Source organism: Spirosoma taeanense (assembly GCF_013127955.1).
Taxonomy (GTDB): Bacteria; Bacteroidota; Bacteroidia; order Cytophagales; family Spirosomataceae; genus Spirosoma; species Spirosoma taeanense.
The window spans coordinates 1,115,739-1,142,455 of sequence record NZ_CP053435.1; the positions used below are offsets into that span (position 1 = coordinate 1,115,739).

At 50.6% G+C, this 26,717-nt stretch carries 29 protein-coding genes; 20 read left to right on the forward strand and 9 right to left on the reverse strand.

Annotation, left to right across the window (positions count from 1 at the left end; all coding sequences use genetic code 11):
* The first annotated feature begins 27 nt into the window (after window positions 1-27).
* Entirely contained in the window at window positions 28-1,200 is a 1,173-nt protein-coding gene (locus HNV11_RS04760; protein ID WP_171738576.1) for a tyrosine-type recombinase/integrase, read from the forward strand.
* Here HNV11_RS04760 and HNV11_RS04765 read toward each other — a convergent pair.
* The gene (locus HNV11_RS04765; protein ID WP_171738577.1) at window positions 1,175-1,423 is read right to left on the reverse strand and encodes a hypothetical protein; all 249 of its coding nucleotides are present in this window, start codon (window positions 1,421-1,423) and stop codon (window positions 1,175-1,177) included. The genes HNV11_RS04760 and HNV11_RS04765 overlap by 26 nt on opposite strands.
* Window positions 1,424-2,507: 1,084 nt before the next feature.
* Between HNV11_RS04765 and HNV11_RS04770 the strand changes: the two genes are divergently transcribed.
* The 7 genes from HNV11_RS04770 to HNV11_RS04800 all read left to right on the forward strand — a co-directional run bounded on the left by HNV11_RS04770 (window position 2,508) and on the right by HNV11_RS04800 (window position 9,437).
* Window positions 2,508-2,912: a hypothetical protein gene (locus HNV11_RS04770; RefSeq protein ID WP_171738578.1), complete on the forward strand. Its 405-nt coding sequence runs from the start codon at window positions 2,508-2,510 to the stop codon at window positions 2,910-2,912.
* Window position 2,913: 1 nt separating this feature from the next.
* Window positions 2,914-3,537, forward strand: coding sequence for a hypothetical protein (locus tag HNV11_RS04775; RefSeq protein ID WP_171738579.1), 624 nt, complete (start codon window positions 2,914-2,916; stop codon window positions 3,535-3,537).
* 397 nt (window positions 3,538-3,934) lie between these two features.
* Window positions 3,935-4,603, forward strand: coding sequence for a hypothetical protein (locus HNV11_RS04780; RefSeq protein WP_171738580.1), 669 nt, complete (start codon window positions 3,935-3,937; stop codon window positions 4,601-4,603).
* A 391-nt stretch (window positions 4,604-4,994) separates the two neighbouring features.
* Window positions 4,995-6,029 (forward strand): hypothetical protein, encoded by a 1,035-nt coding sequence (locus HNV11_RS04785; RefSeq protein ID WP_171738581.1) that lies wholly within the window; start codon window positions 4,995-4,997, stop codon window positions 6,027-6,029.
* Between the two features lie 755 nt (window positions 6,030-6,784).
* The gene (locus HNV11_RS04790) at window positions 6,785-7,516 is read left to right on the forward strand and encodes a hypothetical protein (RefSeq protein WP_171738582.1); all 732 of its coding nucleotides are present in this window, start codon (window positions 6,785-6,787) and stop codon (window positions 7,514-7,516) included.
* Window positions 7,517-7,845: 329 nt separating this feature from the next.
* Complete coding sequence (locus HNV11_RS04795; protein WP_171738583.1) at window positions 7,846-8,631, forward strand: DUF2235 domain-containing protein; 786 nt, start codon at window positions 7,846-7,848, stop codon at window positions 8,629-8,631.
* Between the two features lie 5 nt (window positions 8,632-8,636).
* Window positions 8,637-9,437, forward strand: a complete 801-nt coding sequence (locus tag HNV11_RS04800) for a hypothetical protein (protein WP_171738584.1) — start codon at window positions 8,637-8,639, stop codon at window positions 9,435-9,437.
* Between the two features lie 20 nt (window positions 9,438-9,457).
* Here HNV11_RS04800 and HNV11_RS04805 read toward each other — a convergent pair whose 3' ends face one another.
* Entirely contained in the window at window positions 9,458-9,958 is a 501-nt protein-coding gene (locus HNV11_RS04805) for a hypothetical protein (RefSeq protein WP_171738585.1), read from the reverse strand.
* A gap of 467 nt (window positions 9,959-10,425) precedes the next feature.
* On the opposite strand from HNV11_RS04805, the gene HNV11_RS04810 reads away from it, so the two are divergent.
* The 4 genes from HNV11_RS04810 to HNV11_RS04825 all read left to right on the forward strand — a co-directional run bounded on the left by HNV11_RS04810 (window position 10,426) and on the right by HNV11_RS04825 (window position 13,951).
* Window positions 10,426-10,779 carry a DUF1330 domain-containing protein gene (locus tag HNV11_RS04810; RefSeq protein ID WP_171738586.1) on the forward strand — a complete coding sequence of 118 codons (354 nt, stop codon included), beginning with the start codon at window positions 10,426-10,428 and terminating at the stop codon, window positions 10,777-10,779.
* Window positions 10,780-10,797: 18 nt separating this feature from the next.
* Window positions 10,798-11,241 carry a DinB family protein gene (locus HNV11_RS04815; RefSeq protein ID WP_171738587.1) on the forward strand — a complete coding sequence of 148 codons (444 nt, stop codon included), beginning with the start codon at window positions 10,798-10,800 and terminating at the stop codon, window positions 11,239-11,241.
* A 157-nt stretch (window positions 11,242-11,398) separates the two neighbouring features.
* Window positions 11,399-13,294, forward strand: coding sequence for a YgiQ family radical SAM protein (locus tag HNV11_RS04820; protein ID WP_171738588.1), 1,896 nt, complete (start codon window positions 11,399-11,401; stop codon window positions 13,292-13,294).
* Window positions 13,295-13,528: 234 nt separating this feature from the next.
* Window positions 13,529-13,951: an Hsp20/alpha crystallin family protein gene (locus HNV11_RS04825; protein ID WP_171738589.1), complete on the forward strand. Its 423-nt coding sequence runs from the start codon at window positions 13,529-13,531 to the stop codon at window positions 13,949-13,951.
* Window positions 13,952-14,020: 69 nt separating this feature from the next.
* Here the strand turns inward: HNV11_RS04825 and HNV11_RS04830 are convergent, their stop codons facing one another.
* Window positions 14,021-14,683: a phosphoribosylanthranilate isomerase gene (locus tag HNV11_RS04830; RefSeq protein ID WP_171738590.1), complete on the reverse strand. Its 663-nt coding sequence runs from the start codon at window positions 14,681-14,683 to the stop codon at window positions 14,021-14,023.
* A gap of 68 nt (window positions 14,684-14,751) precedes the next feature.
* Between HNV11_RS04830 and HNV11_RS04835 the strand changes: the two genes are divergently transcribed.
* The 3 genes from HNV11_RS04835 to HNV11_RS04845 are packed head-to-tail and all read left to right on the forward strand — an operon-like array spanning window position 14,752 to window position 17,875.
* Window positions 14,752-16,005: an MFS transporter gene (locus HNV11_RS04835; protein ID WP_171738591.1), complete on the forward strand. Its 1,254-nt coding sequence runs from the start codon at window positions 14,752-14,754 to the stop codon at window positions 16,003-16,005.
* A 42-nt stretch (window positions 16,006-16,047) separates the two neighbouring features.
* Window positions 16,048-16,977, forward strand: a complete 930-nt coding sequence (locus tag HNV11_RS04840; RefSeq protein WP_171738592.1) for a Gfo/Idh/MocA family protein — start codon at window positions 16,048-16,050, stop codon at window positions 16,975-16,977.
* Window positions 16,978-16,987: 10 nt separating this feature from the next.
* Window positions 16,988-17,875 (forward strand): glycosyltransferase family 2 protein, encoded by an 888-nt coding sequence (locus tag HNV11_RS04845; protein ID WP_171738593.1) that lies wholly within the window; start codon window positions 16,988-16,990, stop codon window positions 17,873-17,875.
* Here HNV11_RS04845 and HNV11_RS04850 read toward each other — a convergent pair.
* Both HNV11_RS04850 and HNV11_RS04855 read right to left on the reverse strand, forming a co-directional pair.
* Complete coding sequence (locus HNV11_RS04850) at window positions 17,784-18,365, reverse strand: dTDP-4-dehydrorhamnose 3,5-epimerase family protein (protein WP_171738594.1); 582 nt, start codon at window positions 18,363-18,365, stop codon at window positions 17,784-17,786. The genes HNV11_RS04845 and HNV11_RS04850 overlap by 92 nt on opposite strands.
* A gap of 180 nt (window positions 18,366-18,545) precedes the next feature.
* On the reverse strand, window positions 18,546-18,755 hold the full coding sequence (locus tag HNV11_RS04855) for a hypothetical protein (protein ID WP_171738595.1): 210 nt from the start codon (window positions 18,753-18,755) through the stop codon (window positions 18,546-18,548).
* Window positions 18,756-18,952: 197 nt separating this feature from the next.
* Between HNV11_RS04855 and HNV11_RS04860 the strand changes: the two genes are divergently transcribed.
* Window positions 18,953-19,822 (forward strand): SMP-30/gluconolactonase/LRE family protein, encoded by an 870-nt coding sequence (locus HNV11_RS04860; protein ID WP_171738596.1) that lies wholly within the window; start codon window positions 18,953-18,955, stop codon window positions 19,820-19,822.
* Between the two features lie 133 nt (window positions 19,823-19,955).
* Window positions 19,956-21,077, forward strand: a complete 1,122-nt coding sequence (locus HNV11_RS04865) for an acyltransferase family protein (RefSeq protein ID WP_171738597.1) — start codon at window positions 19,956-19,958, stop codon at window positions 21,075-21,077.
* A 78-nt stretch (window positions 21,078-21,155) separates the two neighbouring features.
* Here the strand turns inward: HNV11_RS04865 and argH are convergent, their stop codons facing one another.
* Window positions 21,156-22,499, reverse strand: a complete 1,344-nt coding sequence (gene argH, locus HNV11_RS04870; protein WP_171738598.1) for an argininosuccinate lyase — start codon at window positions 22,497-22,499, stop codon at window positions 21,156-21,158.
* A 102-nt stretch (window positions 22,500-22,601) separates the two neighbouring features.
* Between argH and HNV11_RS04875 the strand changes: the two genes are divergently transcribed.
* Window positions 22,602-22,829: a hypothetical protein gene (locus tag HNV11_RS04875; protein WP_171738599.1), complete on the forward strand. Its 228-nt coding sequence runs from the start codon at window positions 22,602-22,604 to the stop codon at window positions 22,827-22,829.
* On the forward strand, window positions 22,826-23,110 hold the full coding sequence (locus HNV11_RS24190) for a type II toxin-antitoxin system RelE/ParE family toxin (protein ID WP_171738600.1): 285 nt from the start codon (window positions 22,826-22,828) through the stop codon (window positions 23,108-23,110). The genes HNV11_RS04875 and HNV11_RS24190 overlap by 4 nt, the downstream gene beginning before the upstream one ends.
* A gap of 35 nt (window positions 23,111-23,145) precedes the next feature.
* On the opposite strand, the gene HNV11_RS04885 is transcribed toward HNV11_RS24190, so the two are convergent.
* From HNV11_RS04885 to HNV11_RS04895, 3 genes are all read right to left on the reverse strand, one after another.
* Window positions 23,146-24,390 carry an MFS transporter gene (locus HNV11_RS04885; protein WP_171738601.1) on the reverse strand — a complete coding sequence of 415 codons (1,245 nt, stop codon included), beginning with the start codon at window positions 24,388-24,390 and terminating at the stop codon, window positions 23,146-23,148.
* An 8-nt stretch (window positions 24,391-24,398) separates the two neighbouring features.
* On the reverse strand, window positions 24,399-25,019 hold the full coding sequence (locus tag HNV11_RS04890) for a PD-(D/E)XK nuclease family protein (protein ID WP_171738602.1): 621 nt from the start codon (window positions 25,017-25,019) through the stop codon (window positions 24,399-24,401).
* A 71-nt stretch (window positions 25,020-25,090) separates the two neighbouring features.
* Entirely contained in the window at window positions 25,091-25,534 is a 444-nt protein-coding gene (locus tag HNV11_RS04895) for a DMT family transporter (protein WP_171738603.1), read from the reverse strand.
* 16 nt (window positions 25,535-25,550) lie between these two features.
* On the opposite strand from HNV11_RS04895, the gene HNV11_RS24135 reads away from it, so the two are divergent.
* The gene (locus HNV11_RS24135; protein WP_317168064.1) at window positions 25,551-26,246 is read left to right on the forward strand and encodes a hypothetical protein; all 696 of its coding nucleotides are present in this window, start codon (window positions 25,551-25,553) and stop codon (window positions 26,244-26,246) included.
* Window positions 26,247-26,717: the final 471 nt, after the last annotated feature.

Here is a 26,717-nt window from a genome sequence, read left to right on the forward strand (position 1 = left end):
TCTTCACGCTATGCTTACCTACCGTACATGATAACGATCCAGATAGACGAAAACGACGGGGCTTTGTTAGCCGTCTCGTTCCCGCATGACCCCATTGGCAACCACCTTATTGGTCAGGTGCCCGGCCGACGCTGGAGCTACAGCCGCCGGTGCTGGGTTGTGCCTAACACCCGCGAAAGCGTTGTAAAACTGGGCCAGTTGTTCGGCAAAGACTACTGCCGTTTTGATGAGGCAGTCGTGCGGTTCTACAAACCTGCTGCCACTCCGGTAGAAGTTGAACAAGCGACTAATCCGGTTTGGCCACCTAAGAGCAGGCAACAGGCTCGTAAACTGTTCCGGTACGTTCCGCCTGTGCGCGAGTATGATCAGCACCCGGTTATCGTGGCCGTCACCGAAGTGTTGCGCGTGCAGAACTATAGTTACAAGACGTTCAAGAATTACAAGCAGGCCCTCATTACGCTCATCCGGTATATCGGAAACAAGCCAATTGAGGAAGTAACAAAGGGACAATACCAGAAGTACCTGCTGTTTTTGATTGAAAAAAAAGGACTGAGCAGCGCTACGCTCAACGTACACATCAACGCCTGGAAGTTTTACCAAGAAAAGGTGCTTTTACGGGATAAGGAAGTTTACGACGTTCCGTATCCACGGCAGGCCGTCAAATTACCTACGGTTTATAGTATCGCTGAGGTAAAAGCCATTTTCAACGCTACAACCAGCTTAAAATACCGGACGTTATTCAAGCTGGTGTACGCCACTGGCTTAAGACTAAGCGAGGTAGCAGCCCTTCGGTTAACCGACATCGACCGCGTTCGTCGACTCATCAATGTACGGGGCGGTAAGGGAAAGAAGGACCGCATTGTTATGTTTTCCGAGAAGCTGGAAACTAATATTGATGAATACCTAAGCCGGTATAAACCGAAAACGTATTTGTTCGAAGAAGCTGAAACGAAGGAGCCGCTTGCGAAGCGGGCTATTCAACAGGTCTATAGCGACGCAGTTATGCACGCCCGCATCAACAAACGGGGTGGTATTCATACGCTGCGGCATTCCTTCGCTACTCATCTGCTCGAAGTCGGCACCGATATTCGGTATATTCAACAGTTGCTCGGCCACGAAAGCATTCTGACCACCATGCGCTATACGCATGTGACCGCCGACAAAATCAGTGCACTCAAAAGCCCGCTGGATAACCTGTAAGATCATGCCGGCGTAGCATGGGGCGTAACTGAGACAAGCTATAGAATTGGCTTTTGATTACGTAGCCTTGCGTGTACCGCTTCATGCTGCGCCGAATGCGTCGGAGTTCACCCCGTTTAGTGATCCGATACAGTTCGTTATCGTCGCCGAAAAAATGATTGGGATAACCTTCAATATCCCAGATTCGCTGCACAACTGCCGTTAACTGATACCGTATAGTCAATCCGCTAAACAAGGCTTTGCTTATTCAAGGCGAAAGATAGTTATTTGTTTCAACTCAGAGACGTGAATTTAGGTTAAAAAAATGCGGAACTATAATCCGCTGATAGCCAATCTGTCATAAGCGAATAGTTCCGCGAAATCGCGTACAATACTATGTTGTACGGAGATGCTCCCTACCTCCCCTTGCTTTTGTCCTATTTTTGGGCTAGCTTGTCGGCGCGGGGAAGCTCGCTTACAAAGCTCCCGACAAGCTAGCCCAAAAATGCACGGCCAACCGCTTCAGCCCATCCCCCGGACTGGATGGGTGTAAACGGACAGTCAAGCTGTCGGTCGAGCCGGTCGACGCTCGTACAACATCGTGAGGGTGTAAGCCGCTGTCGCTACGCTCCCCGGCTTCACCCTCACGGTCGTTGTACGGAGATGCTCCCTACCTCCCCTTGCTTTTGTCCTATTTTTGGGCTAGCTTGTCGGCGCGGGGAAGCTCGCTTACAAAGCTCCCGACAAGCTAGCCCAAAAATGCACGGCCAACCGCTTCAGCCCATCCCCCGGACTGGATGGGTGTAAACGGACAGTCAAGCTGTCGGTCGAGCCGGTCGACGCTCGTACAACATCGTGAGGGTGTAAGCCGCTGTCGCTACGCTCCCCGGCTTCACCCTCACGGTCGTTGGGTGCAAGCTAAGCCGTAAAAGTGTGTTTGTGGGCATCGTGTGACACACCGCCCGGCTCGTTGGGGAAGTCTGAGTTTTCATTTCCGGTGTGTCCGCGACAGCCTAAGCGCCCCAGCTAGGCTGACTTTGGCTCGTTGGGCGGCTTGGGTGTGACACCAGAAACTCTCCATTGGGCAAAATTCGGCTCATTGTGCGGCTCGTTTATAACAGTATAGACGCTCCTGTTAAGTAAAACGCGCAGTAAATACGGGAAAAACACCCCATCAAAAAGTTTTTCGATTAATTAGCTTTAAGCATTCTTAAACGCTGAATTTTGTGTAACAAGCAACACGTCCTGACAGGTAGGCTTTTTTGTTCGTTATGCGGGTTGTGTATGATAGAGCGAACTCCCCATTAGGCTTCTAAATTTCCTTGAATATGGACCAGATAACGGATAAGAGTCCTGGAAGTTATCAAGCTATTCTTAAAAAGATCAAAGAACTTGATGATGAAGAGCGAGCTGATGTAGCGGTACGTCTTAAAATTATATGTTTAAGTGCATTATTTGCTATCGGATTATTACTATATCTGGCAATAATTAATGAATGGGATTTTTCTGTTTTCGTCTCAAGCGAATCAGTTACAGTATTATTTATTCCTATTTTTAGCTATTTATATACCAGTTATCAAGATGATGTATACTCAGAGCGTAAAAGTAAACTTTTGGAAGTCATCTTAAATAATTTTGATGATTCAGAGCCTCTTAAATTATATACCTCCAGGCAGATGAATCTTGAAAAAGTAGAAGAGTTAATCGAATCAATACTTAAATCAAAGTTATGATATGAAGACGATTAAACTCATTTTACTTGGACTGGCTGGTTTCGCAATTCCATTACTATTCTTTTTCCAGTCTAAAAAAATTTCAGATTTAAAAAAACAAGATGCCCAAGCGAAAGCAGACTCTGCTTTACGGCTTTCTATTGCCGACTCAGTAAAAAAAGAACTGGATTTTCGATTCAACCTTAAACAAAATAGAGATTCATTCAATTTGAGGCTGGCATTAGCACAAGTAGCATTCAAACAAGACGTAATTGATCTCTACCGCAACCAGCAGGGTAGAACAGTTAACATTCGGGCTGATGTAAGTATCCCTACTCCAAAAGGGCCAGTTTCAGAAACCAATGTGCCTGGCAGCAGAGACCTCATAGATAGATTAGAAAAGTTGCAAACTACCCAAAACCTTATGGCTAATGATTTACAAAGACTTCAAGGGGGAGTTCAATCTCTATCAGCAGTCATATCGAGATTACCACCCAATCCACCCCGACAAAACAAAGTTGATTCAATCACCGCTGAAATTAATCGCTTAAACAATATTAGAGACGCTACAAAAGACCGGAGAGTTCGAAGAAGGATAGATAGCTTGATAAGTGTTCAGGTAAAGAGACTCTACTCTACTAAATAGCAATAAAAGACGCAACAAAAAACGTTGTGAGTTAGGTTTGCTTCATTAAAATGGGCTTCCGCGACAGGATGCACGCCCCGAGAGAGAGTTTGCAGCCCAACATGGCGAGGGTGAAAAGGTCGGAAGCGGCTTTTGTTCAGTGCGTTTGTGTGGCGCTCCATCAACCCTCGCGGGCGTTGGGTGCAAAGCCAAGTAATTGCTTGTGTGCTGGGTCGCGTGTGACAGGTCGCACGGCTCGATAGGCAGGTTTTTGGGCTTTCATTTCCGAGTTTCCGCTGATAGAGTGAACGCCCCAAGAAGGAAGACTTTCAAGTTTCTAATTTTAAGGTCGTGGCCGACAGATTAAAATATTGATTGATAGTCATATCGCATTGAATTCCATATAATTATTAGTTCTATGACTCGAATCATACTTAATAGGACAATTTGTGCTGTAGTGTTGTTCTACATCCTTTGCTTAATATTGGCGGCTTACCTTAAGCTCGGCACTGCTACGCAAGACTATTATACTTTATTCAAAGATTTATTACCAATAATATTTGCCATACCCGCTGCATATCTTGTATTCTGCTTTCAAAGAAGAAATGAATATTTGAAAGCGTTAAGAAGTGTATATTCTCTTTTAGTTCAAGTAAATACAGAATTTACTGAATACTCTTATTGTACTCAGAAATCTGACGATAAATATTACAAATTGAAATCATGTATTAGTAAGGTAATCGAAGAAATAAGAAGCGTTTATGAAAATATAGATGAAGTATTTGGCGCAAAAGAAGGTCTGTACCCATTTGAACCATTGAAAGAAATGTATCATGAAGACCTTGAAGAATTACACAACGGTGATTTTACAGAAATGACTAATCTACTTATTAGGCAAAAGCATTATAAAAAATGGAAGTTGATAAGGATTAATTTCATTGTCGAATTAGAAAGGGCGCAAGCTGCATTCCCGATAACCAAGTATGAGAGAGATAAAATAGCACTTACTAAAAGAGTAAAATTAAAGCTTTACAAATACCGATATGCTTTTACGGGCCGAGTTCATGATGCAGCAACTTATGGGTAAAAGTTCGATGTATATCGAATAATACATTGTTGCTCCGCGTGTGCCGTGTCGCGGGCGACAGGCAGCACGTCCCGGAGGAAGGCCGGCAACCCAACTGACTGAGTGTGTAAAGGTTCAACTGACTTATATTTGGGCGCGTAGCGTCATCATCCATCAACACTCAGGGATGTTGGGCGTTCGCTCAAAATTTGCTTGTTCAGCGTGTTTCGGGCGACACATGAAACGCCCCAGTTAAGTGGCCTTGGGCTTCCGTTCCTGGGTTCGGTGCGACGATGCTAACACCCGATGGTAGGTTTTTAGCTTTCATCTCGGAGCCTCGGCTGACAAGCCAACCGTCCCAGTAAGGTAAGTTTGGGTTTGTATGGTTACAAATTTTATCCATTTAAATACCATGAAAAATAGTCTATCTACACTGTGCATCTTCCTATTCGTCGCTCTCACTCGGTTAGTTGCTCAATCTACTTCCGGCGACCCAGCCCCAGCCCCTATAGAAACCGATGTCACCGAGGAAGATGAGGAGGATAGCGAAGACACGCTCGACAAGTATTTTTTTATCGGACACTTCGGCGGAAACATTAACTTTATAGACCGTCAATTAACTGTCAACTCTGTATACACGGATGTACAGTTCAATCCTCAGCTAAAACTTAAGAACGGCTTTGGACTAAGGTTCCCAATAAGGGTGTATTACAACAACGGAGCTGGCCCTTTACAATCTGATAACTCTAACCGACAGCGAATCATCACGGTTGATACCGTTACAGTAGCTCCAAAGGTTCGTTATTGGGATGATGAGTTTGCCTTAGTGTATAAGACTGAAAATAGAAACCTCGGATTAAACGTCCCGGTACTTCTCACTTGGAATATACAGGATAACCCGAACTGGGCTGTTACAGCAGGTTTAAATGTAGATTTTGTATGGGTAACTAACCGCCGATACGATTATCAATACGCCCCCGTATCCGCTGATACAGCAGGATTCCGGGTTGTAAATACTCGATCTCAAGTACCTATTATTCCTCCCACCGTTGTAGGCTCTGTCACCGCCACTAATGCCCCGGTGTATGGAACCAATCCTTTTCGCCCAAAGACCCCGCCAGCCCGAGAATTCAGTTTCTCACAGATATTTATTGGTTTTCAAGCCGGACTTGAACATCAATCAACGAATTTCAATTTCTCTTTACGATATAGCCTTGGAAACGTATCAACGTTTGCACAGAGACGAGTGGATGCAAACAATGACTACAACCATATTATTCAGCTAATCTTTCTGGAGAAGAAAACAGGCATTCAGTTTTTTGGTGAAGTTCGTGCTGCTACTTTTAGGAATGATGGTTTTGCGAATGCCATTCCAGTTCCCCAATATTATTTCAGTTTGGCCAAAACAATCTATTTGGCTAAGATAAAAGAAATATTTTTCCCTTGACCGCCGATTATATTGGAGTTGGAAAAGCGGATTTTGCACTTTTGGGGTTTGCTTCGATGTGTCAGCGTTCCGGCGACAGGTTGCTCGCCCCCGAAGGCAAGCGTTCAGCCCAACGAAGACAGGGGTGTAAAGATTGTAAGTGACTCGTATTCAGCTATCTTGCTTCCTCATCCATCAACCCCTGTGGGCGTTGGGTGCAAGTCCATAAAATGCTTCAAATGCGGGCTTTAGGCTGACAGGTTGCACGTCCCGGAGGTCAAGTTTTGGCTTCCATTTACGGGTTCCGGGCAATACAACAACCGCCCTAGAAGGTAAGTTTTTACGTGATTGTTCTTACGTACGGGTGACAAGCCGAGTACCTCTTCAGTTGGAGTTTGACAAGTTGGTCCGGTGTCGGAGAATAACATATAACGTAAATCAGGGGTGAGAAGCTGCTGGTCTTTATATGAGGTAAATATCTTATCCAAAGATAGGGTGAAATCCACGGAACCATATGGGAAAAATTTCGTATTGTACCATTCATCGACTTAGTAATTTTGAGCTATCTTGTTAGTTATGTTGTATACGGTCGGCTGCACCTCCCAAAGGTAGTTAAACAGCCCAACCGGAGTACGATAGTCTATTCCGGCTTCTGTGTTTGCCATCTACACCTGCGAGTGTCATGCGCCACTTTTCTAAGCATGACTGATTTGACATCTGGACGATACTATATTAGCAAAATTATTAAAGTAGACGAAAGTATCAAATAACAACTTATGGCTACAATCAAAGTTGATTCGACGGAACCCGTTACTAGCAATAGACAAGCTAAGCTTATAGTAGTATCATTTCGGCTTATGCGGTTAATTGTAGGCGTTTTGGGATTAAGCATTGGGATTCTCCTGCCTATTATTGCAGCTCTCTTTTCCAATTGCTCCCTTTTGCAAGAGTCAATAAGTCATTATTATTATACAGTCACTGGGGATGTATTTGTAGGCCTGTTATGCGCTGTGGCCTTTTTCCTGATTTTATACCCAGGTGAAGGCAGATGGGAAGACCTTTGGACGAACATTGCCGGAATTTGCGCTTTAGGAGTTGCATTCTTCCCTACTGGGTATGATCAGCAGAATAATGCATGCACTAAGTATTCCTTTGAATATGCTCAATGGGTTTCAACCATTCACTTGCTTTCTGCTGGAGCATTCTTTATAATTCTAGGGGGAGTTGCCTTCTTTCAATTTTCGAAGATAACTGCACCAATGACCGTCATTGAACGTAAGAACAGGCAATGGTTTTACAAAGGATGTGGTATTGTCATGTGGCTCTGCATTGCTGTTCTTATACCGATGACGTTTTTAGAGAGTTATAGTTATTTTCTGTCTGTCAATAAAATCGTTTTTTTCGCTGAGGTAATTGCATTAGTTGCTTTTGGATGGTGCTGGTTGAAAAAAGGCACAGAGCTACAATCAGAAAATAGCGATGGTGCTACTCCACAAATAACAAATTAGTAAAATTGTTGAGCAGTTAGACTGCGGCTTTCGGACTTTTGCCACAAGACTACTGGCAAGTTAGTTTTCATCATTGATAGCTCGAAGTTTCTAGCCGTCGATTAAGAGGAGTAAGTAGAATAAGCTCAGAAAGAGATTGAAGCGGTGGGGTCAAGCGATTCATACCGGAGGATGTCAATTCTGTTGAACAATTGCCAAACGCTCGTTTGCAGGGGAAGTTGTTTAATAAGAAGCTTTTTATACCTAATCCCATTGCTTATTTTCACTACACAACGGGACAGATAGCTAACCAATTAGCTTGTGAGGACATTTTCTAAACCGCTTCTGCCATGCCCAAAAATATTGTGATCTGCTGCGACGGCACTTGGAATTCAGCTACTGACGAAGAATTTGGCATGCCCACCGCTACGAATGTCCGGTTGTTGTTTCAGGCCTGCCAAACGGCCGCCGAGTCGGACGATAAACAAGTTACTTGGTATCAATCGGGCATAGGTGCACTGGGTGGCAATTCGCGCCGGGCGTTTGAAGGCGCTACCGGTACGGGCATGGGAGCCAACATCCGACGTGGTTATCTAGCTATTGCCCGTTACTATGAGCCGGGCGATCATATCTTTCTGTTTGGGTTTTCGCGGGGTGCTTTCACGGCCCGCTCCATTGCGGGCATGATCCGACAGGTGGGCTTAGTCGACCCCGACGCGAAGGTCGTTGAGAAGGCATACCGGTTTTATGAAAGCAACAAATACCTGCACAACGATCCTAAAACACACTACGACTACCCGAAATTTAAGCCGGGTCGTGCTCCAGGACAGGTCAGGATTCACTTTATCGGAGTCTGGGACACGGTTGGGTCGCTGGGTTTTTCGTTTTGGGGCTGGAGCTTCAACCTGCGCTTCTTTCGCAACGGGTTCCACGAGCTATCGCCCAATAGTATTACCGACAATGTTTATCATGCTCTGGCGATGGACGAAATTAGAACAAGTTTCATGCCCTCGCTTTGGGAGCTACCTCAGTCCGGTGAACACCGTCCAGAATGTGTCGAGCAGGCTTGGTTCCGAGGTGTTCACAGTGATGTGGGGGGGGGTACCCGGATCGGGACCTGGCTAACATCGCCCTAGACTGGATGGCTCAAAAGGCTGTCGAAAAAGGCCTGTTGCTACGTCCAAACGCCATGCAGACTAGCGGTCCGCACGCGACGCTGAAACTAAATCCCGTCGGACGCATTCACCGCTCGTTTCAGGGAGCACTCTGGACGAGCGTGGCCGGTTGGCCGCGCTGGTTCAATCCGCTGCTCGACAGTCCTGACGATGACGGGGACAGGGCACGAGAGCAGGGGTATCTTCACAATAGCGTATTTGCCCGGCACGACATCTGCCGGCAGACCGGCAGCACTGAGTTACCTTTCCGTACGCTCAAACCCGGCGAAAGCGTCTCAGTGGATGTACGTTCCGATGAACTCTGGAACAACACCGGCTTGATTCTGGAAGCTGGTGGCTCCTACCATTTTGAAGCACGCGGCTACTGGCAGGATCTCGACGATACACCGTTTAACCCGCAAGGCCAACCCGCCAGACAGGAATCAAAACTCAAAAAATTAGTGCGCTGGGCTAGACGGGCTCCTAAACTGCCCTGGATGCACTTAGTCGGGATGATCAATTACCCACGACCGTGGCCCTGGATAGAACGCCCTTGGTATGAAGCGTTGTATTTCCTGTTCATTGCTGATCCTAAGCAATTAGTAGCCGATTTATTTTCAATTGGCCTTGGTACCACCGTCAGAGTAGAAAAGGACGGCGTTCTCTGGACTTTCGCCAATGATATGTGGAAGTTCTACGCCAATAATACAGGTAGTATCACCCTAACGGTTGAGCGTTCACTTGGTCCTCCCGACTCGAATCCTTCTTCGGATGCAACCCCTGTCTGAATTTTATCACTGGCTGTTTTCTATGTGAACAGGCTTTTGATGGCTACGCCAATGCCCACTAGCATGACTAGCCGCCCCAGTGGCGTCCAGTGATGGAAATTTTGCCCTATAGAATTAATAGGGGCTTTTAGTTCGATAAACCAAACCAAACTGTACACCACCAGCAGGATAATTGAGGCCGCCAGTGGGCGTATATGCCAGGCCTGTCCCAGCCCCTTATTAAAAGCCGACGGTTCGGTAGTGATGTGTTCATTACCAGTAGATGCTGGATACTGATCGGCAGGTTGCTTAAACGTCAGAGCGACCAGTACCGCCACTACTACACTTAATAGCATAACCAACCGCCCCCAGCCAGGCCAATGAACCGGACCAGACAGCATAATTAATTGCTTCCAGTCGGGCCAATTCCAGCCAGGCCAATGAAGTTTCGGATCGGAAATGACGAGTAGACAAATCAACGTGTAAATAATCAGGCAAGTCAATAAGGCCCACGGTAAGCCTTTCGTAACGAGCGATTTCATAGAATGCGAGAGTTAAGAACCGAAAGATAATCAGAAAAAGATGTACGGTGTATAATAGAGAGTTCCTAGTTCGGTGTAGTATTCACTACGTCATGGTGATAATTAGTCTCCGATCGGCGTTTATTAGTCAAGTTATGCGTTTTTGATAACTTTACCCCTTGGCAGCGTAAACCTGATGCCCTGAAGAAAATAAGTGCTAGCCGTATCAGTTGAGTTTGTGAAGCAAGCTCAGCCGAAATAATCTTTTCCAAACTCCGCGTCTCCGGCGACAGGTTGCTCGCCCCAGAAGGACGGTTTTTAGCCCGACGAAAATGAGGGTGTAAAGGTTAAAAATCTGTGCGTTTAGTCAGTTAACTTACCATCCATCAGCCCTGTTGGTGTTGGGCGCTTTGCATAAACTTCTTGCGTGTCGGGCTAAGGCAGGGCTGGCGTCATTAGATTGAAGGCATAAAAGCTCCTGCGCTGATATGATTTATCTAACTCAGTTGATATACGTGAAGGAAGGGCAGGAGCAGGTCTTTTATCAATTCGAGGACGTTGCGATTCCGCTGATTGCGAAGTACAATGGGCAACTGTTGCTGCGTATACAACCCACGGATGATTCCTTTATTGAACAGCCGATCGATAAGCCTTACGAGCTACACCTTGTCCGGTTTGAGACAGAGCAGGACTTTCGGGCCTTTCAACAGGATGAAAGCCGTAAACAGTTTTTGCATTTAAAAGAGCAATCGGTCAGAACATCCATGCTGATTCGGAATAAACTCAACAATACGGCCCGAGAGTCTGATAAAATGGGCTTCACTGCGTCGGCTGAAGACTAGAAGCCTTCCCGAAACACTATGCAAAAAGAAATCCTTCTTGACCTGCTGGTTCAGAACCAGATAACCTCTCTGACTATTTTTGACAAAATCACCGCCGAAAACGCTCATCATCGGCTGAATGAGCAGACCGCATCGGCTGGGTTTATCTTTCGTCACGTTGGCGAAACCTTTAATCTGTTCGGCTTATTTTTCGGACTGCCGACGGAGGTACGGAATACAACCATGGGGCAGACCGATAGCGGGCAGGGCCAGGACCTGGAGATGAGTCGTCGTCTGGTCGAAGAGGGCTACAACCGGCTCAAGAACTATATCGAAAACACGCCGGATTCGGCCTGGCTGGAACCGATTGAAACCCCGTTTTTCGGTACCGTTTCACGAGTCCGGCTTTTCTCACATATCCTCTTTCACAACTCCCACCATGCCGGACAGGTCGCCCTGACGCTGTCGAAGGGCAGAACGTAAATTGGGATCTTCGCTCACTTTGGCCGTAACAGCGTACAGATACGTTGAGTTGAGGAAGCTTAACGGGATGCCACAGACCCGGAACGCATGAATCTTTGCCGAACAGTGAATTATTTCGTCCGTACGCTGTTTTTGAGATAGATAATCTCGTGTGCTCATGATTGAAAGACCCCTTACCGACTGGCTGCCTCTGACGATGAAAGAAGTCGAGAAACGAGGCTGGGATGAAGTTGATATTGTGCTGGTATCAGGGGATGCCTATGTAGACCATCCCGCCTTCGGTACGGCGGTGATCGGTCGCATCATGGAGAGTGAAGGGTTCCGCGTGGCGATTATCGCCCAGCCCAACTGGAAAGACGACCTGCGCGATTTTAAGAAGTTCGGCAGGCCCAAATACTTTTTTGGCGTAACGGCCGGCTGTATGGATTCGATGGTGAACCATTACACCGCTAACAAACGCCTGCGCTCCAACGACTCCTATACGCCCGGTGGCGAAGCGGGTTTCCGCCCCGATTACGCCACCATCGTGTATTCGAATATTCTGAAAACGCTGTATCCCGACGTGCCGGTGCTGCTGGGCGGCATTGAGGCTTCCCTGCGCCGGGTTACGCATTACGACTACTGGCAGGACAAACTCATGCCTTCCATCCTGGTCGATTCGGGGGCCGATATGCTGGTGTATGGCATGGGCGAGCAGCCCCTGCGCGAAATCCTGAAACTGGTGCGGAAAGACGTACCGTTTTCGTCGATGCGGAACATCAACCAGGTGGCGTTCATGCACGACGCCCGCGCCGAACTGCGTGACTACAACAACTGGAATACGGTTGCGCTGGCGAGCCATGAGGAGTGTTTGCAGGACAAGATCAAATATGCGGCTAACTTCAAGATTGTTGAAGTTGAGTCGAACAAGTGGCAGGCTAACCGGATTACGCAGCAGGTCGGCGATCAGGTGCTGGTGATCAATCCGCCGTTCAAGACGATGGACGAGACCGAAATTGACAAGTCGTTCGATCTGCCGTATACGCGTATGCCGCACCCGAAATACAAAAAGCGCGGGACGATTCCAGCCTATGAAATGATCAAGTTCTCGGTGAACATGCACCGGGGCTGTTTCGGCGGATGCAGTTTCTGCACCATTTCGGCGCACCAGGGCAAGTTCATTGCCTCGCGGAGTGAGCAGTCGGTGCTGAAAGAAGTAGACGAAATCACGAAGCACCCGGAGTTCAAGGGCTACATTTCCGATCTGGGCGGCCCATCGGCCAATATGTACAAGATGAAGGGTAAAGACGAGTCGATCTGCGCACGCTGCCAGAGCCCGAGCTGCATCCACCCGGTTATCTGCTCGAACCTCGATACGTCGCACAAGCCGCTGACGGAGCTGTACCGTAAGGTTGACGCCAACCCGAACATCAAAAAGGCGTTCGTTGGCTCGGGGGTACGTTACGATCTGCTGGTCGATGATTTTAACAAGAACAACGAAGACGGCAACCACGACGAATACATGGAGCAACTGGTGACGCGCCACGTATCAGGTCGGTTGAAAGTGGCCCCGGAGCATACCGCCGATGATACGCTGCGGATCATGCGGAAGCCGTCGTTCAAGTATTTTAAGCTGTTCAAGAAGAAGTACGACCGGATTCAGGACAAGCACAATCTGAAGCAGCCGCTCATTCCTTACTTCATTTCGTCGCACCCCGGCTGCGAGGAGCAGGATATGGCTAATCTGGCGGCCGAAACCAAGGAGATGGGCTTCCAGCTCGAACAGGTGCAGGATTTTACGCCGACGCCGATGACCGTGGCCGAAGTGATCTATTACTCCGGTGTGCACCCGTACACGCTGAAGCCGGTCAAGACGGCCAAAACGCGGGACGAAAAGCAGGCCCAGAACAATTATTTCTTCTGGTATAAGCCCGAATACAAAGACTGGATTCGGAACCGGCTCAACAAGTTAAACCGCCCGGATCTGGCGGAGAAACTGCTGGGTAGTGCAAAGAAGGAAAATAGCACTAAGTCAAATTATTCGAGAAATTACTCTGGTAAGAAAAAACGCTAACAACGTTTCTACCAGAAACCTTACTCAGGCCCGATGCTCAGAACGTATCGGGCCTGAATTTTTTGCACATATAGTTTGGTGGTTAATGTCAATATGGCGTACAGGGCTTAGTATTATACGCTAAAGTAAGTCATAATGGCAGAGTAGGCCGAAAAATTTATGATGGTACGTAGTTTGATTAATACCTGATGTATTCAACAGGAAAACAAGAACTTAATCATAACTGCAAATACCATGGCTACCTTAGTTCGTTACAACCGCATTCCTGCTTTCTTTAACCCGTTCTATGGTCGTCCGGTCATTGATCGGTATTACAATCCGACCCCGAACGTTCCGGCCGTGAACGTAAAAGAAACCGAAACGGCTTTCCATCTGGAACTGGCCGCTCCCGGTCTGAAGAAGGAAGACGTAAAGATTAACGTAGAAAATAACAAGCTGACGATCGCTTACAAACCCGAAGCGCAGGCCGATCAGTCAACCGAAAAATTCACGCGTCATGAGTTTGGCGTGAACGCATTCGAGCGGAGCTTCCGTCTGCCGAAGAACGTAAACGCCGACCAGATTACAGCTGCTTACACGAACGGTATTCTGACGGTGGAGCTGCCTAAAGTGGAAGTCAAAGAAGAGAAACTGGTGAAAGAAATCGCGATTGTCTAAAGGCTCGGATTAACACCCGACATACGTAAACCCGGACTGTGAGCCACAGTCCGGGTTTTTTATTGTTGGTTAGCTGATCGCGCGCAGGAACGTTTCCAGCCTGCGCGCGTCCAGGTGCCCGTTGGTGCGCACGCCACTGCAGATGTCCAGTCCGAACGGCTGTACGGTCTCGATGGCCTGCCGGGCGTTTTCGGCGTTTAGTCCACCGGCCAGAAATACCGGTACCGGCGACTGCGCCACGATCTGGCGGCTCACCTGCCAGTTATGCACGCGCCCCGTGCCGCCCAGCTCTTTAATCGCCAGGTTTGGATTCCCCGAATCGAGCAGCAGTGCATCGGCTCCGTTCGCAACGGCTGCCAGGGCTTCAGCAAGGTTCTTCTCGTCAATTACGTGGATGACCTGCACAAGCTTAACGGCAGGCAGGGCCAGGCGGAGCTGTGCATACGTTTCCGGCAGAACTGCATCCACGAGCTGAATCGTGTTGGCACCCACGCGTCGCTGGTGGGCAATGATGTCCTCGGTCCGGGTTTCGCTGGTGAGCATGAACGTAGCAATGGGCGGGGGCGTCGCCCGGACGACCTGAGCCGCCAGTTCGTCGGCTACAACGCCGGGGCCGCTGGGCATCCGGCCAACCAGTCCCAGCGCGTCGGCACCGAGTCGAATCGCTAGCCGGGCTTCCTCCGGACTGCTGATGCAGCAGATTTTTATGCGGGTTCTGAACTGAGATTCCATCGATTTGTTAAGATAGCAGCGCAAAAATACAAGTCCTGCCTGGCGGGGCTACCAAATTTCCGGTAATTATGGTTCCGAAGTCTGCGAACGACACCTACGCATCTTTACGCTTTCCTGAATTTCGCTATTTCGTGATGAACAGTTTCCTGATTACGGCTACGCTGTTGATTCAGGAGGTTATTCTGGGCTATGAACTCTACAAAATAACCCGAGACCCGCTGGCCTTAGGTCTCGTTGGTCTGGCGGAGGCCCTGCCGTTTATTGCGCTGTCGCTGTTTGGCGGCCACCTGGCCGACCGGCGTGACAAAAAGAGAATTCTGCAATGGAGCCTGCTGGTCATTCTGTTCGGATCGGTGATTCTGTATCTGGCGTTTCAGCCGTCGCTGGTGGCAAGCCTGTCGCAGACCGCCCGCTTAGCAACGATCTACGGGGTGCTGATGCTGATCGGAACGGCCAAGGGCTTCTATTCCCCGGCCAGTTCATCGCTAAAGCCGTTTTTAGTACCCCGTGAACTATATCCCAATTCTGCTACCTGGAGCAGTTCGTTCTGGCAGGCGGGGGCCATTGTGGGGCCGGGGCTGGCCGGATTTCTCTATAGCTGGGTGGGCTTCGACAACACGCTCTTGGTCGTGATCGGCTTGCTGGCGGTCTGTTTTGTGCTTATCTCTCTCATTGATCGAAAGCCCGTACCGGTCAGCGATTCGCCCGTGCTGGGGCTGCGCGAGAGTCTGAAAGAAGGGTTTCGGTTTGTGTTCAAAACCCAGATTGTTCTCTATGCCATTTCGCTCGATCTGTTCTCGGTGCTGTTCGGGGGTGTGGTGGCCATTCTGCCCATATTTGCCGAAGACATTCTGAAGGTGGGTGCCGAAGGGCTGGGCTTCCTGCGGGCAGCCCCATCGGTTGGTGCCTTGCTGACGATGGCGTTTATGACCCGGTACCCACCCACGCACAATGCCTGGCGGAATATGCTGCTGGCCGTAGCGGGGTTCGGTGTTGCCACAATCGTTTTTGCCCTTTCCACTAATTTTTACCTGTCGCTCCTGATGCTGGCCTTGACAGGTGCCTTCGACAGCGTGAGCGTAATTATCCGGCAAACCATTCTCCAGATTTTCCCACCTGACCACATGCGGGGGCGCGTGGCGGCTGTCAATGGCATCTTCGTCAGTTCGTCGAATGAAATTGGCGCGTTTGAGTCGGGTGTGGCGGCCCGCTTAATTGGCGCAGCGCCATCGGTATTGCTGGGCGGGGTTGTTACGTTGATTGTTGTGGTGTATGTTTATGCCCGGTCAAAAGCGTTACTGGCCGTAAAACTGGTTAGTTAAGTCACAAGCCGGTCTTCCTGCGCTCGTACCGCTATTTTGCCGATGAGTTTCTCCCATCCTCCTGATCGAATTTCCGTTGGACTTATCGGCTGCGGCCGGTGGGGAGGACTCATCCTGACGGAACTGGTTGCGCTGGGGGCGCCCGTTACGGTCTGCGACCCAGATGCCGACCGACGCCAGTGGGCCGTTGCTAATGGAGCCGTGGCTGTGAGCGAGCGATTCGATACACTGGGTCAGAATGATGGATTAATTGTCGCGACGCCCGCCAGCACCCACTGGAGCCTGCTCGAACAGATTGCGGATTTGGGAAAGCCGATCTTTATTGAAAAGCCGCTCACGACGTCCTATGCCGACGCCCAGGCAATTGAACAGCTTCGGCTGCCGCCAACGTTCGTCATGCACATCTGGCGCTATCATGCCGGCATTCGGTTACTGGGTAAACTGGCGCGAACGGGCGCGGTAGGGGAGGTGCTGCAGCTAAAAACGACCCGCACTAACTGGACAAGCCCGCGACTGGATACCGATAGCTTGTGGACGCTCGCTCCGCACGATCTGACAATTGCGCAGGAGATTCTGGGGCATATTCCCAAGCCTAAAGCAGCCGCAGCCGAGTGGCACGGTCGCCAGATCCGGACTATGATCGCCATGCTGGGCGATCGGCCGCAGCTCATCTTTGAGATTTCTACGCGTTACGTCGACAAGCGTCGGGAGGTTCGGTTACACGGTACGGAAGGCGTGGCCGTACTGAGCAGCGAAACCGCCGATTACGTTGAACTCTGGCGCGGCAACGACCAGACTCCGCCTGATGCAATCCAGTATGAACGTCTGTATTTTGATGCAACGCCCCCGCTCCGGCTTGAACTGGCCGCTTTTCTGGACTATCTGAAGGGTGGACCCGCGCCCGTTAGCGACCTTGCCGAAGGCATTGAGGTGGTGCGCATTCTGGAAGAATTGCGAGCTTTAGCCAATTAATCTGCCTGTTATGTCCGTAACCGCTACCGTCATTCTGCCTACTACCGCCGACCGGGGGGCGCTGTTGCCGTTTTGCGTTGGTAGTGTGCTGCGTCAGACCGTGGCGGATCTGGAACTGTTCATCATTGGCGATGGCGTTTCGGACGCGACCCGTTCGGTTATTCACGAACTGATGGGGCAGGATGCGCGCATCCGGTTCTTCGACCAGCCCAAGCACGAACGCCGGGGCGAAGAATACCGGCATCAGGCGCTGCAAACGGCCCGTGGTCGTATCGTGGCCTACCTGTGCGACCGGGATTTGTGGCTGCCGCATCACCTGCAGACGCTGGACAATCAGCTACAGGATGCAACGCTGGCAACAACTGCCTTTTATTCGGTGCGCGAAGACGGGCGTATGGTGGTGCCGTTCCGACCAACGCAGTCGCCCGATAAAACCTTTGTGAACCTTTCGGCAGTAGGCCACACGCTCGATTCTTACCACCAACTGCCCTATGGCTGGCGAACGACTCCCACCGGCGTAGCGACAGACTGGTATATGTGGCAGCAGATGCTGGCTCAACCCGACTGTCGGCCGGTTATTCATTGGGCACCCACGCTGTTGTATTTCAAGCGGGGCGATCATCCGGGCTGGACGGTAGCGCAGCGGCAGGCCGAGCTAAGCCATTGGTTTGCGCAACTGCAGGTACCGGCTCAACTGCAGCCTGCTCTCGATCAGGCCATTGCGCAGGCAGTATATGAACGTAATCGATTGAAAGAAAGCTGGCTGAGCGTGAAAGGACGCTCGCCGGGGCAGTTACCGGGCTGGATCAGGCAGAAAATCCAGGGGTGGCTAGGTTCTTCAGCAACTGCCGAAGCGGAGGAAATTGACTGGCCCGATCGGATAAAACTGGATCGCTGATCCCCCAGGGTAGTTCCAGTTCCGGATCGCTCCAGTGGCAACCCCAGTTGTCGTCGTGGCTGTAGTGCGCATAGTCTTCTGAAACTGCCTGGACGTGGATGGAAGGAATGAAAAAGTACCAGCCATGAAGCAGACCTCGCGGAAAAACAAGTACTTTCGGGTCGGTACCGGTTAGTTCGTATAACGCTGACTGGTTATACGTTGGCGAATCGGGGCGAATGTCGCGCAAACCAATCAGACAGTGGCCTTCGATGAGCGAGAAGTATTCGTCGTGTCGTCGGTGCAGATGCATCCCCCGAAACACATTGGGCTCGGAGCGAACCAAACTCCATTGCGCGGGCGTAAGGCAGGTTCCCCAGCTATCCCGAAAGATCTCCGTAAAGGAGCCACGCGCATCGGTATGTTCAGTTAACGCCTTAAAGGCAACGCCGTCAAGGGGCTTCCCTGCAATAAGGGACGACAATAAGTCAGGGCGGGTTTCGGTAATCATTCAGGAATATAACGACTGAGCCGGTCCAAATTAAAGACAAAGTTTCGAATTTGTTAAATCTAAATAGTCGAATGAATTAAACGGGTTTCAGAAATCCATGTAATCTAAAAAAACCACTGCCTGGTTATCCGCGGTTGAGCGGATAACCAGGCAGTGGTTTGGTACCGGCAAAGCGGGGTTTCAGGCGCGGGCAGGAGCAATATTTAAATCACGCACAAATTCATTAATATCAATCTGCTCGTTCAGCAGGACACGGGCATTGAATATTTCCCAGAATAATTCATCCGATAATTGATAGTCACGTTGTAAGCGGACCATGTCGCGAATACTTTCTTTGAGTGGGCCGACTGACGCTTGCGGCTGAGAGGTCTGAGGTTGGTAATTTTCCATAATCTGAATGATATTAGCGTGCGAGGTTCTAAACCGCCTGCTTTTGCGAATGTTTGCAGTAGAATATTCGCCTGTTACCAATTAGTTAGAATAATTATATCGTTTCTACGATTTTTGGGCTCTAGTTAAACTATAAACCCGGTAGATTACAACTAAATTTTTTCTATTTTTTTAAAACCCTTGACAATCACATTAATATGAAAATTCACGTATGTGCCGCTACGCTGGCTGTTGTCACCGCCGGGCTCCTTGCACTGACGCCCCCGGCTGCCAGGAAGCCCGCCAAACTCACCAAAGTCTGGGAAACCGATACAACTCTGCGCACGCCGGAGTCTGTCCTGTACGACGAAGGAACGGATGTGCTTTACGTCGCAAATATTGACGGGAAGGCCGATGAACTCGATGGGAATGGGTTCATCTCCAGAGTATCGCTCGACGGTAAAATCACAAATCTGCGCTGGACTTCGGGTCTGAATGCGCCCAAAGGAATGGGCGTTTACAAAAATCGGCTCTACGTAACGGATGTGTATCGGCTGGTGGCCATCAATACCGCCACCGGACAGGTTGAGAAAACCTGGGACGCCCCCGATTCAAAAAATGCGTTTCTCAACGACGTTACGGTCGCCAAAGACGGCACGGTTTACGTATCGGATAGCCGGTTCGATAAGATCTACCGACTGAAAAATGACAAGTGGGAGATCTGGATGGAAGGCGAGCAGCTCAACAAACCCAATGGCGTTCTGGCCGTCGGGAAAGACCGGCTGATGATTGGCAGCACGAAAATTGGCGCGCTGCGATCGGTGGACGTGGGCACCAAAATCATGACTACGATTGCGGATGGAATGGCCGCTACGGATGGGATTGTGCCGGAGGGCAAAGGCAATTATTTTGTTTCGGACTGGAACGGGCAGGTTTTCCACGTCAACGCCGATGGGACCAAAGAGCAGTTGCTCGACACGCGAACCGACAAAATCAATTCGGCCGATATCGAATACGTTAGTCGCCGGAAACTGCTGGTTGTGCCGACGTTCTTCAAGAATAATCTGGTAGCGTATCGCTACGAATAACCACGTCACCCGGCCGGTGGTGTAAAACACCGGCCGGGTTCCGGTAACAACAAGGGTTTCCTATCAGTAAATAAGTTTGGGCGTACGGCCGCTTGGGGTTAATCTTGTTCTTTCGCAATGTGTTTTCCGCCGTATGCGCTTCGACCAACTAACATTTACACGCTTCATTGCGGCCATGGCCGTTCTGGTTTTTCACTTTGGCCGCTCGGCTGGGATGCTGTCTCTGCCTTATTTTGGCCGTCTGCTGGAGTATGCCAACTCGCTGCTGAGCTTTTTCTTTGTGCTGACAGGGTTTGTGATGATTATCTCCATTGCCCGATTCGGCGAAATGCCGAAGAAGATACCTGCCAAACTGTTCTGGCTCAACCGGTTCTTTCGCATTTATCCGCTGCATATCCTGGCGCTGGCGCTGACGATTTTTCTCCAACTGATGGTCGAGCGGGTGAATCCGGCCGCCAATATTCCGCCCCTGACGCCAACTAAGGTTCTGCTCAGTACGTTTCTGCTGCACGCCTGGTATCCGCCTTATGCGCTGATTTACAACTATGTAAGCTGGACTCTGTGCGTAGAAGTCATGCTGACGCTGCTGGCACCGGCTCTGTACGGCTGGATGGTGCGGCAATCGACGCCTGTCCTGATGCGGAACATCGCCATCATCTGGCTGGGAAGCATTGGTATCCATTACGGTTGCCTGCGGGCTGGTATGCCGATTGACTGGGGCTTCTACTTCCCCGTATTTCACCTGCCGGAATTCATTGTCGGGATGGGCGGAGGCTGGCTGATTGTCCGGCATTTCGAGGCTCTGAAGGCGACGGCCTGGCGGGTGTACCTGACTTCTTACGTGCTGGGTGTGCTGATGCTGGTAATGATGCTGTTTTCCGATTCCTTCGCGTTTAAAAACAGCATTCTGTTTGCGCCTGCCTTTACAGTCATCCTGCTGGGCGCCTGCCTGAGCGACAACTGGCTTATGCGGTTGTTCAAAACGCGTCCGCTGCGTTATCTGGGCGAGATAAGCTATGGCCTGTTTATCCTGCAGGTGCCGATTTCAATCGTGATGTTCTATTTCCTGTATTTTGTGGTGACGCTGCCCTACAAAATCGTTTGTGTCCTGTTTCTGATCGTGCTGATTGCCGTGTCGGCGGCTGTGTATGAATGGATGGAAAAACCAATCCGGAACTTCATCAAAGCGCAGTTCAGAAAGAAAATGGCGCAGATGCCAGCCGCCGAACCCGTGACGGTCAAGGCTACCGCGTAATTCATATAAGATTCTAAGCAACGAAGCCAGCTGGAGTGAAATCAGGCTGGCTTCTTTGCTTAAGGGATTGGCCTCTAATTAACTGGTTGGATTTAGGAGCTGTTGAACGGCTATCTGCGCCCGTTCGGCCCCGAAACCGGCCATAGCCTCCTCCATTTGCCCGATGATTAGCCCCGTACCGAGATTTCCCAGACTACCTTCGTGCGAATGATGCAACTGCCGGGGTGGGGCATAGGTATGCTCAGCGATTTCTTTGCCAACGGTTCGGTAAGCTTCCCGAAAGGGGACGCCCTGCAATACGAGCTCATTGACGCGCTCAACGCTGAAGAGAAGGTCATACTTCGAATCGTCGAGGAGGTTGGTTTTCACCTCGAGGTGTTCGAGCATAAAGTGGGTGATGTCCAGACAGTCCAGGATTTCATCGAAGGCCGGCATCAGGATCTCTTTCAATAGCTGCATATCGCGGTGATACCCCGAGGGCAGGTTGCTCATCACCAGCGTTACTTCCATGGGTAAAGCTTTCAGCCGGTTGGTTTTTGCCCGCAGCAGTTCGGCTACGTCGGGGTTTTTCTTGTGCGGCATGATGCTGGAGCCGGTCGTGAGGGCGTCGGGCAGCGTCAGAAATCCGAAGTTCTGGCTGTTGTAGAGACAGATATCCATGGCCATCCGGGAAAGGGTGGCGGCTACAGCCGCCAGTGCCGTCAGGGCAGTTTGCTCGGTTTTGCCCCGGCTCATCTGAGCATACACTACGTTGACATGCATCCCCTCAAAGCCCAGCAGTTCGGTGGTTAGCGTTCGGTTTAGTGGGAACGACGAACCGTAACCCGCGCCCGAGCCGAGCGGGTTGCGATTGGCCAGACGGTAGGCAGTTTGTAGCGTCAGCATATCGTCGGCGAGGGCTTCAGCGTAGGCGCCGAACCACAGTCCAAACGACGAGGGCATGGCGATTTGCAGGTGGGTATACCCCGGCAGCAGGTCGGCTTTGTGCTGCTCGGAGCGACTGATGAGCTGGTCAAACACCCGCCTAACGGCCTCCGCCACGCGCCAGAGCCGGTCGCGGGTAAAAAGTTTCAGATCGACTAGCACCTGATCGTTCCGGGAACGGCCCGAATGAATTTTTTTTCCGACGTCGCCCAGCACCCGGGTCAGCAGCAGCTCAACCTGGGAGTGGACATCCTCAACCCCCTCTTCGATCACAAACTGACCGGCCTGAATCTGTCTAAAGATCGTCGTTAATTCAGTACGTAACATCTGCAGCTCATCGCGAGTCAGCAGATCAATTGTTTCGAGCATTTGGGCGTGGGCCAGGTTGCCTAGCACATCAAAAGGGGCGAGATACAGATCCATGTCGCGGTCTCGTCCGATGGTGAATCGTTCAATCTGTTCGGCGGTCGAAACGCCTTCTTTTTGCCAAAGTTTCAAAGCAAAGTAGGGAAAGAGTGAATACAAAGGTCGTAAAGAAATTCAGGCTAGATTGCAAAAACAGAGGTTATGATTAAATTAGACTGTCTTTTCTAAGTAAGAATGAGCACAATCGAAATCAAAAAGAACTTGCACCGGCTAATTGATCAGATCGACGATGATGTGGTTCTGCAAGCTTATATGACGCTACTTTCGCGGGAGGTGACTCAGCAGCGCGATTTTTGGGATGAATTACCAGCCGAGCATCAGGCTTCAATTGATCGAGGGCTAGCGGATGTAGAAGCCGGTCGGAAAAAACCGTTTTCTGAGCTAATGAAGAAATATCAATGACTGATATATACTTCTCACAGGAAGCCGAGCAACAGTTAGAGGAGATTGTAAATTACTTATCTGAGAACTGGTCAGAACAGGTCAAAATAAATTTTCTAGCGTTGCTGGCTGACAAGCTACAGCTTATTGTACAAATGCCGGAAATGTATCGAAGGTCGGAAAAGCGCGAAGGACTTCGAGAATGCGTACTGAACAGGCAGACAGTACTGTATTATAAAACAACACCAGATAGCATTGAGGTAGTTGCGCTCCTGTCGGCCCGACGTGGTCCAGATGAGTAGATTATAACTGCCCGGCTGGAAGCTGAAGAACCTCATCAGATGGTTTTTGTTGTCAATTGGCGATTCAGCCACCAGAATCCCCCCGCCGACACCAGACTAAGGCCCGCTGCCACCAGCCAATGGACTGAAAAGCCAAAATGCGCTACCATCTGCGAACCAAAGGCTGGTGCGGCCGTCTGGGCCAGCGCCCCGCCCATCGCGTACAGCGCCAGATACTGACCCCGGGTAGCCGGACTTGACCGGTCGACGGTGAACGACTGGATAAAGGGGATGGCCAGCATCTCACTGACTGTAACAAACAGAATAAATGCGAGCGCAATGCCTGCTTTCGGCAGAACCGGCCAGTCGGTCAGCGTCAACGTAACGTAGGAGACAGCCGTTAAGACAACGCCTATCCCAATCAGACCCACTTTGGAACGGTGCTGCTGCTCAAGACGATAGACCAGGGCCATTTCTACCATGACAATCAACAGGCCGTTAAGTGCCATCAACAGGCCGATCGTTCCTTCCGGCATGAGCAGAACTTCCTTGAAAAACAGGGGGACGATGCTGAACAACTGCATAAAAACGGTCAGGTACAGCGCTGAGCACAGAACGAAAGCCAGAAACAGCGTATCTCGATAGGGGGAGGGTACGCCAGTCGAGCTGTTCGGTTGATTGGTCTCAATGCGCTGTTCGCTGATTACTGATCGTTCGGGCGTGGGCAAAAACAACCAGAGAACCAGTCCGGCCGCGAGGCAGGTCAGACCATCGGCCCAGAACAGCAGGCTGTAATTAACACCCGCCAGCCAGCCGCCTAAGCCACCGCCTACGGCCCAGCCAAGGTTGATGGCCAGTCGGTTGAGCGAGAAGGCGCGGGTGCGGGTTTCCGGTTCCGAGTAGTAAGCGATGGCCGCCTGATTGGCTGGACGGAAGGCATCTCCCAGCAACGTAAACACAAAGACGCTTCCGCATAAGGCATAAAAACCTGTTACGAATTGCAGGAACAGCAGAAAGGCCCCACTAAACAGCAGGCTCAGCAACTGAACGTAATAGAAGCCGAAGCGGTCGGTTAACCGGCCACCCAGAAAGGTGCCGACGAAAGCGCCCATGCCGTAAACGGCCATCACAATGCCCGCATCCTGAACGCTGTAGTGGAGATGCTGCGTCAGGTAAAGCGTCAGGAAAGGCAGGACCATCGTGCCGCAGCGGTTGATCAGCATGACGCCCGCCAGCAGCCAGACGGATGGCGACAAACCCTGATAGGCGTTCTTATACAGGCGAAGGGTGCGCTGAAGCATAACGCAAGTTACGACTTACGCCGGGCATCCGCATCCTCGCCCGGCGCGACAAAAATCTTTGGGTCGGTGATGAGGGGACGGTGTTCTTCCAGAAAAGCCTTGAATAACCGAATCTCTTCCAGTTGTTTATCTATCGGATGCGTCAACGCGTAACTTTCTACGTGTACCTCGGCCTGACCACCCGGTTGGAATTCAGCGATAACGTATTCCATCAGCTTGATCCCCTTCCGTTTGAGGGCGTGGAGATACAGGTTCTGATGGTTGTGTACATAACGGCCGGGTTGGTACGACGCCGTTGTTTTCAGGTCCACCGCCTTGAACTTGCCAATCAAATCCACGTAGCCGTAGAACAGCACGTCGTCAATCTGCCACTGGCAATAAACCTGCGTGTCGACAATAGGGCGTGGCAGCAGCTTGCGCACTTTTTTGATCACTTCCGGGTCAAAGCGATCTTCGTCGGTGCCTTTGACTACGGCCTCCTCAAACGAAATACCGCGCTCCTGAGCCGCCGTCGTTGGCGTCGGGACGCGATTAATGGAGTCGATCAGTTCCTGCGCCGACAGGTTGCCACCCCGGATATAGCGAGAGAAAACATTCAGCAGCGACGGATAAAAGCGGTAATTGATCACGGTTTCAGGTTTGTTGTTTACAGTATCGGGAAGGCAGGTCAGCCGTAAACGATAAACTGGAAACCCAAAACTTAGTTTCTGACCACCAGCAGCACCCCCGCCATAATCAGCAGCAGACCCAGCAGCCGCCAGCCGTTGGCGGGGTGCAACGTGAAGCCCAGCAGACCGTAATGGTCGAGCACAACGGCCGCCAGCAACTGCCCCGCTACGCTCAGGCTCACCAGGTTGGCGGTACCAATCTTGGGTACGCTGGTAATCACCGTCGTTACGTAAACGGCACCAATAGCGCCCCCGGTCCATTTCCACCAGCTAACCTGTTTGATAGTATCGAGCGGGAGTACGGCCCCACCCGAAGCGAGCAGCAACACAATCAGCGAGATAAACCCTGAGCCGAATGATATGGCCGCTGCCAGGAGCGGAGTGCCAATTGCCTGCCGCAGATTCGCGTTAACACCTGCCTGAACCGTAACGGCTAAACCCGTCAGAAAGGCAAGAAGTAAGTAGATGTAACTCATGCCGCAAAGGTAGGGAATGGACGGCTGTGGCTTTGTAGTTCAGGCTGCTTTTGTGGATAATGCGGCCTTTTATGGCTTGCTCCACAACCCTAAACGATTCCTGTTCTTAGTGTTTATCATCACCCAATACCCGCTGGCGGTCGTGGTCTGCTTTCTGACGATGTTTTGCTGGGGCTCCTGGGCCAATACCCAGAAACTGGCTACGCAGTCGGTGCCTACGACGGTGTTTTACTGCGACTATACCTATGGGATTCTGCTGCTGAGCCTGCTGCTGGCCTTTACGCTGGGTAGTCTGGGTTCGGCTGGTCGGTCGTTTCTGACCGACGTTAGTCAGGCCGATACGCAAAATCTGCTTTACGCACTGGTGGGCGGGTTTGTGTTCAATATTGCCAACATCCTGATAGTGGTGGGCATTGAACTGGCGGGGCTATCGGTGGCCATGCCGGTGGGTATTGGCCTGGCGCTGATTCTGAGGGTGGTGGTCAACCATACCCTGTCACCGGTGGGGAATGTCGGGCTGCTGGGCATGGGCGTGTTCGCCATTTTCCTCGCCGTGATGTTCAGCGCGATGGCCTACCGGGCTAAAGGCTCGTCCGATCAATCCGTCAGCACGCGCGGGCTGGTGATTTCGCTGATTGGCGGGCTTCTAATGAGCTTCTTTTTCTACTTTGTCGCCCGGGCCATGGCGACCGACTTTGCCAACCCGGCGTAGGGCTTACTGACGCCCTACACAGCTCTGGTGCTGTTCGGCTTCGGTGTGGTGGTTAGCACTCCTCTGTTTCTGCCCGTATTACGTCGGTCGGGGCATCAGTTACAGCAACGTAAGTAGCCGAAACCATTTGATCGGGCAGCTGGGCGGAATGGTATGGTGTATGGTATGACATCGAGTCTGTTGGCGTCGGGCACGGCTGGCTATGCCATCAGTTATGGACTGGGGCAGGGGGCTACTATAATCGCCGTTCTGTGGGGTGTGTTATCTGGAATGAGTTTCGGGGCGCTCCCAAAACATCGAACCGGTTTCTGATCGTAATGGGTATTTGTTACGTGTTAGGGCTGGTACTGATTATTGCGGCTAAGTAAGATAAGAATGTTAGCACATAAATTATCGGTGCTTTTAGCCAAAAAGTACGGGAAAAATCCCCTTGCGCCAAACTTTCAATACCAAGAGCTTTACGTTCTGAAT

Bases quoted from the DNA above. Each gene is read 5' to 3' on its own strand.
- HNV11_RS04760 (WP_171738576.1), top strand. From the start codon at position 28: ATGATAACGATCCAGATAGACGAAAACGACGGGGCTTTGTTAGCCGTC.
- HNV11_RS04770 (WP_171738578.1), top strand. From the start codon at position 2,508: ATGGACCAGATAACGGATAAGAGTCCTGGAAGTTATCAAGCTATTCTT.
- HNV11_RS04775 (WP_171738579.1), top strand. From the start codon at position 2,914: ATGAAGACGATTAAACTCATTTTACTTGGACTGGCTGGTTTCGCAATT.
- HNV11_RS04780 (WP_171738580.1), top strand. From the start codon at position 3,935: ATGACTCGAATCATACTTAATAGGACAATTTGTGCTGTAGTGTTGTTC.
- HNV11_RS04785 (WP_171738581.1), top strand. From the start codon at position 4,995: ATGAAAAATAGTCTATCTACACTGTGCATCTTCCTATTCGTCGCTCTC.
- HNV11_RS04790 (WP_171738582.1), top strand. From the start codon at position 6,785: ATGGCTACAATCAAAGTTGATTCGACGGAACCCGTTACTAGCAATAGA.
- HNV11_RS04795 (WP_171738583.1), top strand. From the start codon at position 7,846: ATGCCCAAAAATATTGTGATCTGCTGCGACGGCACTTGGAATTCAGCT.
- HNV11_RS04800 (WP_171738584.1), top strand. From the start codon at position 8,637: ATGGCTCAAAAGGCTGTCGAAAAAGGCCTGTTGCTACGTCCAAACGCC.
- HNV11_RS04805 (WP_171738585.1), bottom strand. From the start codon at position 9,958: ATGAAATCGCTCGTTACGAAAGGCTTACCGTGGGCCTTATTGACTTGC.
- HNV11_RS04810 (WP_171738586.1), top strand. From the start codon at position 10,426: ATGATTTATCTAACTCAGTTGATATACGTGAAGGAAGGGCAGGAGCAG.
- HNV11_RS04815 (WP_171738587.1), top strand. From the start codon at position 10,798: ATGCAAAAAGAAATCCTTCTTGACCTGCTGGTTCAGAACCAGATAACC.
- HNV11_RS04820 (WP_171738588.1), top strand. From the start codon at position 11,399: ATGATTGAAAGACCCCTTACCGACTGGCTGCCTCTGACGATGAAAGAA.
- HNV11_RS04825 (WP_171738589.1), top strand. From the start codon at position 13,529: ATGGCTACCTTAGTTCGTTACAACCGCATTCCTGCTTTCTTTAACCCG.
- HNV11_RS04830 (WP_171738590.1), bottom strand. From the start codon at position 14,683: ATGGAATCTCAGTTCAGAACCCGCATAAAAATCTGCTGCATCAGCAGT.
- HNV11_RS04835 (WP_171738591.1), top strand. From the start codon at position 14,752: ATGGTTCCGAAGTCTGCGAACGACACCTACGCATCTTTACGCTTTCCT.
- HNV11_RS04840 (WP_171738592.1), top strand. From the start codon at position 16,048: ATGAGTTTCTCCCATCCTCCTGATCGAATTTCCGTTGGACTTATCGGC.
- HNV11_RS04845 (WP_171738593.1), top strand. From the start codon at position 16,988: ATGTCCGTAACCGCTACCGTCATTCTGCCTACTACCGCCGACCGGGGG.
- HNV11_RS04850 (WP_171738594.1), bottom strand. From the start codon at position 18,365: ATGATTACCGAAACCCGCCCTGACTTATTGTCGTCCCTTATTGCAGGG.
- HNV11_RS04855 (WP_171738595.1), bottom strand. From the start codon at position 18,755: ATGGAAAATTACCAACCTCAGACCTCTCAGCCGCAAGCGTCAGTCGGC.
- HNV11_RS04860 (WP_171738596.1), top strand. From the start codon at position 18,953: ATGAAAATTCACGTATGTGCCGCTACGCTGGCTGTTGTCACCGCCGGG.
- HNV11_RS04865 (WP_171738597.1), top strand. From the start codon at position 19,956: ATGCGCTTCGACCAACTAACATTTACACGCTTCATTGCGGCCATGGCC.
- HNV11_RS04875 (WP_171738599.1), top strand. From the start codon at position 22,602: ATGAGCACAATCGAAATCAAAAAGAACTTGCACCGGCTAATTGATCAG.
- HNV11_RS24190 (WP_171738600.1), top strand. From the start codon at position 22,826: ATGACTGATATATACTTCTCACAGGAAGCCGAGCAACAGTTAGAGGAG.
- HNV11_RS04885 (WP_171738601.1), bottom strand. From the start codon at position 24,390: ATGCTTCAGCGCACCCTTCGCCTGTATAAGAACGCCTATCAGGGTTTG.
- HNV11_RS04895 (WP_171738603.1), bottom strand. From the start codon at position 25,534: ATGAGTTACATCTACTTACTTCTTGCCTTTCTGACGGGTTTAGCCGTT.
- HNV11_RS24135 (WP_317168064.1), top strand. From the start codon at position 25,551: ATGGACGGCTGTGGCTTTGTAGTTCAGGCTGCTTTTGTGGATAATGCG.